Here is a 13,095-nt window from a genome sequence, read left to right as displayed (position 1 = left end):
GAAGGTCTAGGTCAGTCGCCCATTTGCCCGTAATGTACGCACTCGTCGGAGTTAGTCCAACGCAAGGGGAACTTACAATGAGCTCAGGCGGATACGACCCAAATCAGTACCCGCAAGGCGATCCTAAGCAAGGCCCGCCGCCGCAGCAGCCTTACGGACAGCAGCCGCAGCAGCCTTACGGGCAGCCGCCGCAGCAGCCTTACGGGCAGCCGCCGCAGCAGCCTTACGGACAGCAACCTTCTTACGGACAGCAGCCCTACCCCGGTGGTCAGCAGCCATACCCGGGCGGTTACGGCAACCAGGGCTACGGTGCACAGCCGGCTGACGTGTGGATTCGTTTTGGCGCCCGCATCATCGACGCCATCATCGTCGGCATCGTCGTCGCCATTCTGTTCATTGCGATCGACAGCTACCTGTTCGTCGGAATCCTCGGATCCCTGATCCAGCTGGGTTACTTCGTCGGCTTCGAGGTAACTCAGGGCTGGACGCCGGGTAAGAAGATCCTCGGCCTGAGCGTCCGCGGTCCGAATGGCGCACCCCGGCCGGACCCGCAGCAGTCGCTCATCCGTAACGCCTTCATTCTGCTCGGCGTGATCCCGTTCATCGGTGGGCTCCTCAGCCTGATCGCGGTCATCTACATCGCGGTCACGATCAACTCGAGCCCGACCAAGCAGGGCAAGCACGACGAACTCGCCGGTGGTACGCAAGTACTCAAGGGCTGATCGGCTACTCGAGGTACACAACAAAGGGCGCGCTCACACTGTGAGCGCGCCCTTTGTTGTCGACTATGAACCCGCCGAGCGGGATTGTCACTGCTCGCGGTTTGCGAGCACCGCGAGCACCTCGGCCACAAGGTCGTCGATATCGGCGCCGGTCGTGTCGATCACCAGGTCCGGGTTCAGCGGAGCTTCGTACGGTGCGTCCAGACCCGTCAGGCCCTTGAGCTCTCCGGCACGCGCCTTCCTGTAGAGGCCCTTGGGATCTCGGCGCTCGCATTCGGCCAGTGGTGTGCTGACGTGCACCTCGATGAACGGCAGCTTGGCCGCGGCGTTCAAGGCGCGGGCGATCGCGCGATCCGATTCCAGCGGTGAGACCAGCGATGCAAGCGCGACAACGCCCGCGTCGGCGAACAATCTCGTCAAATGACCCACGCGCCGAATGTTTTCCGCGCGGTCACCGGGTGAGAAGCCCAGATCGTCCGACAGTCCGTGCCGGACGTTGTCGCCGTCCAGCAAATAGGCCGCGCGCCCCGATTCGACGAGCGCCCGCTCGAGCGCTACCGCGACCGTCGACTTACCTGATGCAGGCAAACCAGTGAACCAGATTGTCGCGCCTCGCTGTTCGATCGTCGACCATCTGTGCTTCCGGTCCAGTGCCGACGGATGCCAACGTACGTCGCGCCGAGTTTGTGCCCCCGGCTTGACCTCTCGGGCTTCCAGAATCGTCCCGGCACCGACTGTGTCGTTGGACGATTCGTCGATCAGGATGAACGCACCGGCATCACGATTGCTCGCGTAGTCATCCGCGACGACGACCGAACTCGTTCGCAAAGTGACAGTGCCGACGTCGTTGAGCGCCAACTCGATTGGATTGTCGTTCTCGTCGAGGGTCTCGGGGTCCAGACGCGAATGCAACGCTTGGACGGTTGCCCGAACGGTCGCTGTCGTGTGCTTGAGGGCGACGCGATCGCCGGCACGCAGCGGCGTCTCGCCGAACCAGCACACAGATGCGTCGAGTTCGCGAGCGAGCACCGGAAGGTGCGCGTCGTCGAGTCCGCTGACGATGACGTCGCTGCGGCCGATGTCTATGTCGTCAGCCAGTTCGACCGAAACCGAGAGCGGGGCAACGGCAATCGAGCGTTCGTCGTCGAGAGTGTCGAGCGCGGTGACGGTGGAGCGAGTCCCCGCGGGCAACGTGAGAATCGAGTCGCCGACGGCCAGTGTGCCCGCGGACAGGCGACCGGTGTAGCGTCGCCGCTCCCCCGCGGTCGGTCGGGACACCCACTGCACCGGTAGCCGGACTTCGCGCGGTTCGGCCTGCGGTGCAACGAGTTCGACAGATTCCAGGTACTCGAGCAGGGTCGGTCCGCTGTACCACGGGGTGTTCTCCGAACGCTGCACGACGTTGTCGCCGTGCTTCGCGGCAATCGGAATCACGAGCAGCTCGGCGCCGCCGAGCCGGTGCGCCAACTGTTGCAAGTCCTGCTCGACCTGCTGGAAGACATCCTTGTCGTAGTCGACGAGATCGATCTTATTGACCGTTGCGACAAGGTGTTTGACGCCGAGCAACGCGGAAATACGCGCGTGGCGACGGGTTTGGCGAAGGACCCCGGTTCGCGCGTCGACGAGCAGAATAGCCACGTGTGCGTTGGACGCTCCGGTGAACATGTTGCGCGTGTAGCGCTCGTGTCCTGGCGTATCGGCAAGAATGTAGCTTCGGGTCTCCGTCGAAAAGAACCGGTACGCAACGTCGATCGTGATGCCCTGCTCGCGTTCCGCGCGTAAACCGTCAGAAAGCGCGGCGAGGTCGGGCTCGCCGTCGGCGTCCGTCACCGACTCGAGGTGGTCGAGCGGGAGGCTGTCGGTGTCATGGAGTAGCCGGCCGATCAACGTGCTCTTACCGTCGTCGACAGATCCTGCAGTCGCTATTCGCAGCAACTGTCGCGTGCCAGAAGCCTTGGCGCTCATCAGAAATAGCCTTCCCGCTTGCGATCTTCCATTGCGGCAGCCGAAGTCCGGTCGTCCGCACGAGTTTCACCGCGTTCGGACACCGTCGCCGCGGAGATCTCGCGAATCACTCCGGTGATATCCGTCGCGCGGGACCGAACCGCGCCCGTGATCGTGAGGTCACCGACAGTTCGATACCGAACCCATTCGACACCAACCGATTCCGCGTCACCGGGCACGGTGTGCTCCGACGTCGCGAGAAGGATCCCATCGCGCTCGAACACCTCACGCTCGTGGGCAAAGTAGATCGGCGGTAGCTCCAACTGCTCGAGTTCGATATAGCGCCAGATGTCCAGCTCGGTCCAGTTGCTCAGCGGGAACACGCGGACCTGCTCACCGCGCCTGATCCTGCCGTTGTACAGCGACCACGGTTCCGGCCTTTGTGCACGCGGATCCCACTGGCCGAACTCGTCGCGGAAGCTGAGCACGCGCTCCTTGGCACGCGATCGCTCTTCATCGCGTCGCGCCCCACCGAACGCGGCGTCGAATCCGCCGGCCTCCAGCGCGTCGAGCAGAGTCCGCGTCTGTAACCGGTTGCGGGACAGTCCAGTTTCCTGCACGCGTCCGGAATCGATGGACTCCTGGACAGACGCGACGATCAACTTGTGGCTGGCTTCCGCCAGCCTCCGGTCACGAAAAGCGATGACCTCGGGAAAATTGTGGCCGGTATCGACATGCAGCACCGGGAAGGGCACCTGCGACGGCCGAAATGCCTTCTCCGCCAGGCGCAGCAGGACGATCGAATCCTTTCCTGCCGAGAAGAGCAGCACGGGGCGCTCCAGTTCGGCGACGACCTCGCGAATGATGTGTACCGCTTCGGCTTCCAGCACGCGAAGCTCGTCGACGAAGCGTGTATCGAGAGCGGTGGTCATACCGGCAACCCGTCCCTTTCCGCATCTGCGAGATACCGTTCGACCCACTCGCCCGAGCGGCCGTTGGACTGCCGTCGCAGCGGCGGGTCGGGAGCAAGTGCGGGATCGAGGCCCAGCGCCTCGAGTATGCCCGCGACAACCTTCTTCGAGTGCGCGGCGAGGTCGTTGTGGTCGACCCAGTGCGGCGAAATGCCCTCAGCCGCAAACCAATCACGCCATCCACGCTCTTGGTCGCGCAGTATCCCAACCAGGTGGGCGATGCCGAGCGGATGATACTGCGCATTGTCGACGTCGTCACCGTCCTTCGGTGCGCGCCAGACCTGTGTCTGCACTGCCCGCCAGAACGACACTGCTTGCGCGACCACGTCGTCGCGATACACGTAGACGAACAGCACATCGTCACCGAGGACGTCACGCAGAGCCGAGCGTAGGTCGTCGCCACTGCGGTCGGGCAGACCGGCCGCGCGCTCGACTACCAGCGGGGTCTGGTTCCACATGAGCTTTCCGCCCCACACACCGTTTTCCGACGCGCCTATCCGCCGAATTCTCGCGCGCCATTCTTCGCTCGACTCCGTGTCCGGGGTGCCGGGATCCAGCGGCGCCAGCAGTCGAAGGACGCTCTCGTCCTCGACTCCCGCGAACCACTCCCGTGGTTGCGGGGAACGGCCGGTCGTCGGCAGGTACTGGAAGAACTCTTCGGGCTCGCCCGCAAGACCTGTGGCACGCAGCGATTCCACGAGGAGAGTGCTACCACTGCGCTGGGACGCGAGCACCAGATAGGAACTGGGATGGTCGGACATGAAACGAGACTACTTTGGCTCCAAAGATATTGCACGCCAGGATCTTTCAAATCAGGACGAGCGAAAATATGTGCAGCTCAGCAGCATTGGCGTCCGACCTATAGATTCGACTCCTCCGCCAACCGTCTATCGGCAGCGGTCGCAGCGCGCGAGGTGAGCTCGAGCCCGTTGAGCCGGACGTAGTCCTCGGTGTAGCGCTCCGAGATTCGCGTACCGACGAACTCCGACGGTATGACATCGCCCGTCTCCATTCGCCAGTTGTGCAAGCGCAGCGCGAGTTCCTCGGCCACATCGTCGTGCTCGCCGGAATCGAGCAAATTCACGATCTCGCCTGGGTCGGCACGCAAGTCGTAAAGCTCCCGCTCGGGGCGGCTGCGCAACACCGTCGGCGCAACCACCCTGCCCGACGGACTGTCCGCGATGTCCCACGGGAGGTCGAGCACGGGTCTGTCCGCGTAGTTCTCGATGTAGCTGAAGTCCTTCGTGCGGACTGCCCGGATCGGATCGAACGAATCGTGATAGGTCTTCGTCGTAAACACTTCGGTACGCACCGGAGCCACCGACACAGGTTGCGACACAAGGTTTTTCGCGTGCGATACGCCCTCGATGTCGCCCGGCTGGTCGACCCCGAGGATGCCGAGAATAGTCGGCAACAGGTCAACGCCGCTGAACAGCTCGTCGTACACGTGCGGCTCGATCCCGCGCCCGACCGGCGGCCGAACGATGAGCGCTATACCCGTCCCCTGTTCGTAGAGGGTGGATTTCGCGCGCGGGAAGGCCGGTCCGTGGTCGGTGACGAATACGACCCACGTGGTGCGGTCCAGGCCGGTCTCGCTGAGCGTGTCGAGTAGTTCCCCGACGGCCGCGTCGGCAACATTGATCGAACCGTAGAACTCACCGAGATCGCCGCGGACCGCCGGCGTATCCGGTAGATAGTCGGGCACCTCGAGGTCGCCGTTGGCAACCGGCTCGTAGCGGTCGGCCGGATAGGGCCGATGGGTTTCGAAGAATCCGGCAGTGAGCAAGAACGGAGCCTCGTGGTCGGTCCGCAGCCATTCGTTGGCGCGCGCAACCACGTACTCGCAGAACGAGTTCGACACGTCGAATTCGTCGAAGCCGAGGCGTGCCGGTGACGCAGTCTCGTGCTGCATTCCGAAAAGTGTTGTGTGCCAGCCGGCGTCGGACAAAATCGCCGGTAGTGTGCGCACGCCGGGCCGATACTCCCACCCGTGGTGCGCGAGGCCGATCAGGCCGTTGCTCTGCGGATAGCGGCCCGTGAACAGCGACCCCCGCGACGGCGAACACAGGGGCGCCGTCGCATGCGCCCGTGTGAACAGAATCCCTTCGGCCGCCAGAGCATCCAGCCGCGGGCTGGAAACGCCCGCGGTCCCGTACACGCCGAGGCTGCGACCCAGGTCGTGCCAGTGGACCAGCAGGACGTTGTCAGGGGCTGCGCCCCTGTGCGCGGTTGGGGAGTCCATGGACTCTCTAACCGCGCACCGGGGCGAGGCCCTTTTCCGGCAGATGCGGAATCCGCGTCGCCCGTGCGTAGACGGTCTCGCCTTCCTGCAGGCCGAGTGCCTCACTGTCGCCGCGCGTGACCTGCGCCTGGAACAGGTCACCGGTTGCCTCGTTGCGTAGTTCGACGCGAACTTCGAAGCCGAGGTGGACAACCCGCTCGACGGTCGCCCGAGTGACGCCTGCCTGCGCAGCCGTCCCCTCCTGCTGGACCAGCGACATGCTCGGATCGCGGCCGACCCGTATGTCGTGCGGACGGACGAGGTGCCCGTTCAACTTCGCCACTTCACCGAGGAACGACATGACGAACTCGTTCGCCGGTCGGTCGTAGAGATCCTCCGGGCTGCCGACCTGTTCGATCCGCCCCTTGTTCAGCACCGCGATCCGGTCCGCAACGTCGAGGGCTTCCTGCTGATCGTGCGTCACGAGCACCGTGGTGACGTGCACTTCCTCATGCAGGCGGCGCAGCCAGGTTCGCAGGTCCGCGCGCACCTTTGCATCGAGCGCGCCGAACGGCTCGTCGAGCAGCAAAACCTGCGGGTCGACCGCGAGTGCCCTGGCCAGCGCCATGCGCTGCCGTTGACCGCCCGAAAGCTGCGCGGGGTAACGGTGCTGGAAGCCGTCGAGGCCGACGATCTTCAGGAGCTCGTCGACGCGGGTCGCGATCTCTTTCTTCGGCCGCTTGCGAATCTTCAGCCCGAAGGCGACGTTGTCACGCACCGACATGTGCTTGAACGCCGCGTAATGCTGGAAAACGAAACCGATGTCGCGCTTCTGCGGCGACACACCCGTCACGTCTTTGCCGGAGATCGTGACAACCCCCGAGTCGAGCGATTCGAGTCCGGCGATGGACCGCAGCAATGTCGATTTGCCCGAGCCCGATGGGCCGAGCAGAGCGGTCAGCGATCCGGACGGGATATCGAGGCTCACGTCGTCGAGCGCGGCAAAGGTGCCGTACCGCTTGTTGGCGCCGAGAACGGTAATCATTTGGAGACTCCCTTCTTTCGGTCGAGGAGTGTCATCAGAAGAAGGGTGATCAGCGCGAGGCCCATCAACAGCGTCGCTGCAGCATAGGCGTCGAATTCTCTTGCCTCGTGGTAGCGACTGTGCACGAGCAGTGTGAGCGTCTGCGAACTGCCGGCGAAGTTCGACGACACGATGATCACCGCGCCGAATTCGCCGAGCGATCGGGCGACGGTGAGGATCACGCCGTAAGTCAGGCCCCAGCGAATCGCCGGCAAAGTGACTCGCCAGAACGTTTGCCAGCCGGAGGCACCGAGCGTCGCCGCCGCCTGTTCCTGGTCGTCGCCGATTTCGTGCAGGACGGGTTCGACCTCGCGCACCACGAACGGCAGGGTGACGAAGATCGTCGCGAGCACCATGCCGGGGAGGCTGAAGATCACCTTGATGCCGAGACTTTCCAATCCCCCGAACCAGCCGTTCACGCCCCACAGGAGCACCAGCGACACGCCTACGACAACCGGGGAGACCGCGAAGGGCAGATCCACGACGCTCTGCAGAATGCGACGGCCGGGAAACCGGCCGCGCACCAGAGCAATTGCCGTGACAACGCCGAAGATGACGTTGAGCGGGACAACGATCAACAGAATCGTCAGCGACAAGTTCAGCGCGGAGATCGCGGCGGGCGTCGTGATCGAGTCGATAAATGCGCCGATGCCACGCTCGAACGTTCGCCACAGAATGACGGCGATCGGAAGCAACAGCAACACGCCCAGGTACGCGAGCGCCACGACACGCAACGAAAGCTTGGCGGGGAGCGAGAGATTCATGATTTCGCCTCTTTGACCGTTCCGCGCTCCGCAACAAAGCGCAGAACCAGCAGCGTGACGAACGAGACGAGCAACAGGGCCACGGATACTGCCGCTGCCTGCAATTGGAAGTCCCGCTCGATCTGCTGCTGAATGTACTGCGACGTGACCTGAGTTTCGCGCGGAATGTTTCCACCGATCAACACGATCGAGCCGTACTCACCGATCGCGCGTGCGAACGCGAGACCGCCGCCGCTCAGGACAGCCGGCATCAGCGCGGGCAGGACCACCCGGCGGAACGTCGTCCAGTTGTCCGCGCCCAAGGATGCCGCCGCCTCTTCGACTTCCCGGTCGGTTTCGATCAGCACCGGCTGGACGGACCGCACCACGAACGGCAGGGTCACGAACGCCAGCGCAACGATGAGACCCGGCTTCGATGCGTACAGGTGAATGTCGACCGGGCTCTTCGGGCCGTACAACGCCATCAGCACGATGCTGGCAACGATCGTCGGCAGCGCGAAGGGCAGGTCGATCAACGCGTTGACGATTCGCTTGCCGGGGAATTCGTCGCGGACGAGGACCCAGGCGATGAGGGTGCCCATGACGACGTTCACGACCGCAACGATCGCCGACACCACGATCGTGATTCGCAGCGACGCCAGCGCGTTGGGCGAGGTGACCGCGTCCCAGAAGCCACCGAATCCGGATTCGAACGATGTAACCGTCAGCGCTGCCAACGGCAGCAGCACGATGATGCTCAGCCAGAGCACCATGGTCGCGATTCCGAGCGGATTCACTCCCGAAAAGCGAACTGGCCGATGACGTTTGGGGGGACTGGCTGTCTCGAGGTCGGGCGACCCGGGGGCGGGCGATTCTGGCCCGCCCCCGGGCGCCGACTTCTGCAAGTTGGTCACAGCAGACCTACTCTACCGATCTGTCTCTGACTCAGCTGAAGAGCTTCGAGACAGAACCGTTCTCACCGAACAGTTCCTGGTCGACCTTCGACCAGCCACCGAGGTCCGCGATCGTCCACAGCTTGTCCGGGCTCGGGAACTTGTCTGCGAACTCCTGCGCGACCTGCGGGTCGACCGGACGGAAGCCGGCCTCGGCCCACAGGCGCTGTGCGTCGGCGGTGTAGAGGTAGTCCTTGAACGCGTTCGCCTTCTCGAGGTTCGCGCTGTCCTTCAGAACGGCAACCGGGTTCTCGATCTTGAACGTTTGCTTCGGCGTGACGTGCTCGACCTCTTTACCCTGCGACTCGATGAGCAGCGCCTCGTTCTCGTAGCTGAGCAGTGCGTCGGCGTTGCCGTTCAGGAACTGCTCGGTCGCGTCGCGACCCGAGGCCGGGAAGCTTTCCGAGTGCTCGGAGATGAGCGTGCCCAGGTAGTCCAGACCGGCCTGCGGGTTGGTGCCACCCTGGCTCTTCTCGGCGTACGGCGCGAGCACGTTCCACTTGGCCGAGCCGGAGCTCAGCGGGCTCGGGGTGACGATCTTGATGCCCGGCTTCAGGAGGTCGTCCCACGACTGGATGTTCTTCGGGTTGCCCTTGCGGACGACGATCGTGACGACCGAGCCGAACGGAACGCCGTTATGGGCGTCCTTGTTCCAGTTCTCGTCCACACGACCCGCTTTGACGAGCCGGTTGACGTCTGGCTCGACGGAGAAGTTCACGACATCGGCAGGACCGCCGTTGGCGACGGAACGCGACTGGTCACCCGACGGGCCGTAGGAGTCGCTGATCTCGACGCCCTTGCCCGGATCGGTCTGCGCAAACGCCGGAAGAATCTTGTCGAACCCGACCTTCGGCACCGCATAGGCAACAAGCTTGAGCGACCCCGCGCTGCCGTCGCCGGTCCGTGCGTCGCCGCCGGTCGAGTCACTGGCGCCGCCGCCGCACGCGGTGAGAGCGACCGCTCCGACAGCTACGAGAGCGGTTGCAAAGATGCGAGATCTGCGTCTCATTGGGATCTTGCCTTTCATAGAACTCTCCACACCGATGTGTCGAGAGGTAGGGACATGCGGATGCCCCGCGGTGTGCGCGGCGCAATCCTGGAGTTGAAACGAGGGACGCAAGAGGCGTCGAATTGCGCGATGCGCAAGAAAATTGGGTCAGCGACAGTCGATGTCGGCGACCGCGAGCATGCCGACAGCAAACAACGCCAAGCGATGGCGAACCTTGCGTACGACGTCAGCAGACACGCGGCAGACTTTAGCAGAGCACTTGCGGGCACTCGAATCGAGCGAACACCCCACGCGGATTCAGCGGGTGAAGAGCCACACGATGACGATCAAAGCGATGAGCGCAAAGAGCGCGAGGGTGACCGGCGAACGACGCTTCATTGATCCGATCCCCTACCCAGCCGAGAAAGAATGAAGTTCAGCGATTTGTCGAGGATCCAGGCGATCGAAAAGCTGATCGGAATCACGACCGACAACATCAGCACGAACTGCGGAATGAACGGCAAGCCAACGACCCACAACTCGAGGGCGTCGAGCCAGCTTGCGATGCGATCCACCGGGCCAGGGTATCGGACACGCCATCAAGATCGATCATTGCGCAGTAGGCACACAGCGTCGATGATGTCCAAATGGCGAAGTCCAACGGCAATTCCGATGCTCCCGTCACCGAAGCATCCGATTCCCCATACGAAGTCCCATCGGCCGAGGACGCGCTCAAAGAAAACGAGTCGGACTCCTCGAAACCCCTCGAGCTTGCCTCCGCACACCGCAGCACTTTCCCACCGATCGACGACTACGCCTTTTTGTCCGACTGCGAAACGACGTGCCTGATCGCACGCAACGGCGCGGTCGAGTGGATGTGCGTGCCGCGGCCCGATTCGCCGAGTGTGTTCGGCGCAGTCCTGGACCGCAGTGCGGGCCACTTCCGGATCGGGCCCTACGGCCAGAACGTGCCCGCGGCACGGCGATACCTACCGGGCGGCTTGATCGTCGAAACGACCTGGCAGACCGAAACAGGCTGGCTGATCGTGCGCGACGCACTGGTTATCGGCAAGTGGCACAACACAGACCAGCGTTCGAAGACGCACAAGCGCACGCCGATGGACTGGGACGCCGAGCATATTCTGCTCCGGACGGTCAAATGCGTCAGTGGCGTCGTCGAACTCGAATTGAGTTGTGAGCCCGCATTCGACTATCACCGTGAACCTGCGGTGTGGGAGTACACCGGAAAGGTCTACGAGCAGGCGACCGCCCACGCCAAGCACAAGCCCGACGACCACTGTTCGCTCTCGCTGACAACCAATCTGCGCCTCGGAATCGAAGGCCGTGAAGCGCGGGCCCGTACTCGAATGGTTGAGGGTGACGACGTATTCGTCGCGCTGTCGTGGTCGGAGTTGCCGCCACCGAGCACGTTCAAGGAAGCTCAGCAGAAGATGTGGCAGACCGCCGAAGGCTGGCGGCAGTGGATCACGATCGGCCGATTCCCCGACCACCCATGGCGCGGTTACCTGCAGCGAAGTGCGCTCACATTGAAAGGCCTGACCTACGCCCCCACGGGCGCCCTGATGGCCGCGTCGACAACATCGTTGCCCGAAACACCTCAGGGCGAACGCAATTGGGACTATCGCTACGCGTGGGTTCGCGACTCGACCTTCGCACTGTGGGGGCTCTACACACTCGGCCTGGACCGCGAAGCGAACGACTTCTTTGCCTTCATGTTCGACGTCAGCCAAGGCGATGACGGCAAGGCCGTCCCGCTGCAGGTGATGTACGGCCTCGGTGGTGAGCGAACGCTCGAGGAAAGCGAACTGCTGCACCTGACCGGGTACGACGGTGCGCGACCGGTCCGGATCGGCAACGGTGCTTACAACCAGGAGCAGCACGACATCTGGGGCACCATGCTCGACTCGGTCTATCTCCACATTCGCTCCCGCGAGCAAGTTCCCGAGACCTTGTGGCCGATGCTCAAGCGCCAGGTCGAGGAAGCCGTCAAGCATTGGAAGAAGCCTGACCGCGGCATCTGGGAGGTCCGCGGCGAGCCCAAGCACTTCACGTCGTCCAAGATCATGTGCTGGGTAGCGCTGGATCGCGGCTCGAAACTCGCGATACTGCACGGCGAGAAGAACTATGCCAAGCAGTGGAACGAGCTCGCCGAAGAGATCAAGGCCGACATCCTCGAGCACGGTGTGGATTCGCGCGGCGTCTTCACGCAGGCCTACGGCATGAAGGCACTCGACGCATCGCTGCTGCTCGCTCCCCTACTGCGATTCCTGCCCGCGGACGACAAGCGCATTCGCGCGACCGTCCTGGCGATCGCGGACGAACTGACCGAAGACGGTCTCGTATTGCGTTACCGCGTCGAGGAAACCGACGACGGCCTGTCCGGCGAGGAAGGCACGTTCACCATCTGTTCGTTCTGGCTGGTGTCCGCGCTGGTAGAAATCGGTGAACTCGATCGCGCGAAGCATCTGTGCGAGCGGCTGCTCGGGTTCGCAAGCCCGCTCAAGCTCTACGCGGAAGAGATCGACACGAAGTCGGGTCGCCACCTCGGGAACTTCCCGCAGGCGTTCACGCACCTGGCTCAGATCAACGCGGTAATGCACGTGATTCGCGCCGAGGAGGCTGCCCGCGCCGGACGCTTCAAGCCGGCACACGCGGCGCCGTAGAGAGCCGTAAAAATAAAACGCGCCGTTGGCGGAACCTCCGCCAACGGCGCACTCGGCAAGAAGTTCTAGCCGGCGAGGCGATGGACCTCCGCCAACTCCACCAGCCGCGGCTGCGACCGGGGTGCGGGCTCCCCAGCGAGTCGTTCGATGACGCCACGGCGGAGATCTGCGACGCGCTCGATACTGCGGTTCAGCTGCTCACGCGCCACGAAGGCCGGGGTGAGGAACCATTCGACGAGCTCGAGGATCCGGTTGACGCTCTCGACGACCGAATGCGCTTCACGGCGGGTGTACCCCAAGCCTGCTACTTCGCGGCGGCACTCGGCGATCAGGTCCTCGAGACCGGTCTCGGCACCGTCGAGGCGGTCGACGATGATCGAGAGGTCGTCGATGAGAAGCGACGCAGAAACGGCCACTTCCTCGGACTTCTTGATCGCGGAGTCTGCGCTGAGAGCAGCCTTCGTGAGCCGACGCAAACGGCCAGAGGACCCGGTTTCTGCTACCACCTTGGGAACAGCTCCTCACGCAATCGTCGAGATTGTTCTGTACCGAACGCGCCATCGCGCACGGCTCACGCATCTACCGATCACCAAATCTGCTGTGCGGCCGCGACGTACGATCGATCCGAACGGTCGGGCGCGAGTGCCAACATAGCGTGTTCTGCGTCACGTTACCGGATTTCCCGGTGATTGATCACAGCGCCGCAGGTCGCCTCGCGTGTCGCGGAATGTCTGAGGTCAGCGGCCAAAACGGAGGTCGCGCGCCCTCATTTACATAAGGTGGCG

The 13,095-nt window shown here is 63.5% G+C and carries 13 protein-coding genes; 2 read left to right on the top strand and 11 right to left on the bottom strand.

The genetic code is table 11. The features are described 5' to 3' along the window. The first annotated feature begins 77 nt into the window (after window positions 1-77). Window positions 78-722, top strand: coding sequence for an RDD family protein (locus tag JGU72_RS19430; protein WP_199685659.1), 645 nt, complete (start codon window positions 78-80; stop codon window positions 720-722). A gap of 87 nt (window positions 723-809) precedes the next feature. Here JGU72_RS19430 and cysC read toward each other — a convergent pair whose 3' ends face one another. The 10 genes from cysC to JGU72_RS19385 form a co-directional block, all read right to left on the bottom strand. Then, window positions 810-2,687 (bottom strand): adenylyl-sulfate kinase, encoded by a 1,878-nt coding sequence (cysC, locus tag JGU72_RS19425; protein ID WP_199685657.1) that lies wholly within the window; start codon window positions 2,685-2,687, stop codon window positions 810-812. Further along, window positions 2,687-3,598: a sulfate adenylyltransferase subunit CysD gene (gene cysD, locus JGU72_RS19420; protein ID WP_199685655.1), complete on the bottom strand. Its 912-nt coding sequence runs from the start codon at window positions 3,596-3,598 to the stop codon at window positions 2,687-2,689. Before cysD ends, cysC begins: the two co-directional genes overlap by 1 nt. Beyond that, window positions 3,595-4,398, bottom strand: a complete 804-nt coding sequence (gene stf0 / locus JGU72_RS19415) for a trehalose 2-sulfotransferase (RefSeq protein WP_199685654.1) — start codon at window positions 4,396-4,398, stop codon at window positions 3,595-3,597. The genes cysD and stf0 overlap by 4 nt, the downstream gene beginning before the upstream one ends. Window positions 4,399-4,496: 98 nt before the next feature. Then, a complete protein-coding gene (locus JGU72_RS19410; protein WP_199685652.1) occupies window positions 4,497-5,879 on the bottom strand; it encodes a sulfatase family protein in 1,383 nt (460 codons plus the stop codon). 7 nt (window positions 5,880-5,886) lie between these two features. Continuing rightward, window positions 5,887-6,903 carry a sulfate/molybdate ABC transporter ATP-binding protein gene (locus JGU72_RS19405; protein ID WP_199685650.1) on the bottom strand — a complete coding sequence of 339 codons (1,017 nt, stop codon included), beginning with the start codon at window positions 6,901-6,903 and terminating at the stop codon, window positions 5,887-5,889. After that, entirely contained in the window at window positions 6,900-7,706 is an 807-nt protein-coding gene (gene cysW, locus JGU72_RS19400; protein ID WP_199685648.1) for a sulfate ABC transporter permease subunit CysW, read from the bottom strand. Before cysW ends, JGU72_RS19405 begins: the two co-directional genes overlap by 4 nt. Next, entirely contained in the window at window positions 7,703-8,458 is a 756-nt protein-coding gene (gene cysT, locus JGU72_RS19395) for a sulfate ABC transporter permease subunit CysT (RefSeq protein ID WP_199686094.1), read from the bottom strand. The genes cysW and cysT overlap by 4 nt, the downstream gene beginning before the upstream one ends. Window positions 8,459-8,630: 172 nt before the next feature. Beyond that, on the bottom strand, window positions 8,631-9,647 hold the full coding sequence (locus JGU72_RS19390; protein WP_199685647.1) for a sulfate ABC transporter substrate-binding protein: 1,017 nt from the start codon (window positions 9,645-9,647) through the stop codon (window positions 8,631-8,633). A gap of 147 nt (window positions 9,648-9,794) precedes the next feature. Then, window positions 9,795-9,884: an Ms4533A family Cys-rich leader peptide gene (locus JGU72_RS31435; RefSeq protein WP_374101130.1), complete on the bottom strand. Its 90-nt coding sequence runs from the start codon at window positions 9,882-9,884 to the stop codon at window positions 9,795-9,797. Between the two features lie 137 nt (window positions 9,885-10,021). After that, complete coding sequence (locus tag JGU72_RS19385) at window positions 10,022-10,201, bottom strand: hypothetical protein (protein WP_199685645.1); 180 nt, start codon at window positions 10,199-10,201, stop codon at window positions 10,022-10,024. Window positions 10,202-10,273: 72 nt separating this feature from the next. On the opposite strand from JGU72_RS19385, the gene JGU72_RS19380 reads away from it, so the two are divergent. Next, window positions 10,274-12,310, top strand: coding sequence for a glycoside hydrolase family 15 protein (locus JGU72_RS19380; protein ID WP_199685643.1), 2,037 nt, complete (start codon window positions 10,274-10,276; stop codon window positions 12,308-12,310). 65 nt (window positions 12,311-12,375) lie between these two features. Here JGU72_RS19380 and JGU72_RS19375 read toward each other — a convergent pair whose 3' ends face one another. Continuing rightward, window positions 12,376-12,816 carry a hypothetical protein gene (locus tag JGU72_RS19375; protein ID WP_199685641.1) on the bottom strand — a complete coding sequence of 147 codons (441 nt, stop codon included), beginning with the start codon at window positions 12,814-12,816 and terminating at the stop codon, window positions 12,376-12,378. Window positions 12,817-13,095: the final 279 nt, after the last annotated feature.

The organism is Antrihabitans auranticaus, from assembly GCF_016481275.1.
Lineage (GTDB): Bacteria > Actinomycetota > Actinomycetes > Mycobacteriales > Mycobacteriaceae > Antrihabitans.
The sequence above is the reverse complement of the archived record's forward strand: the minus strand, read 5'-3'. Positions and strand labels throughout refer to the sequence as shown.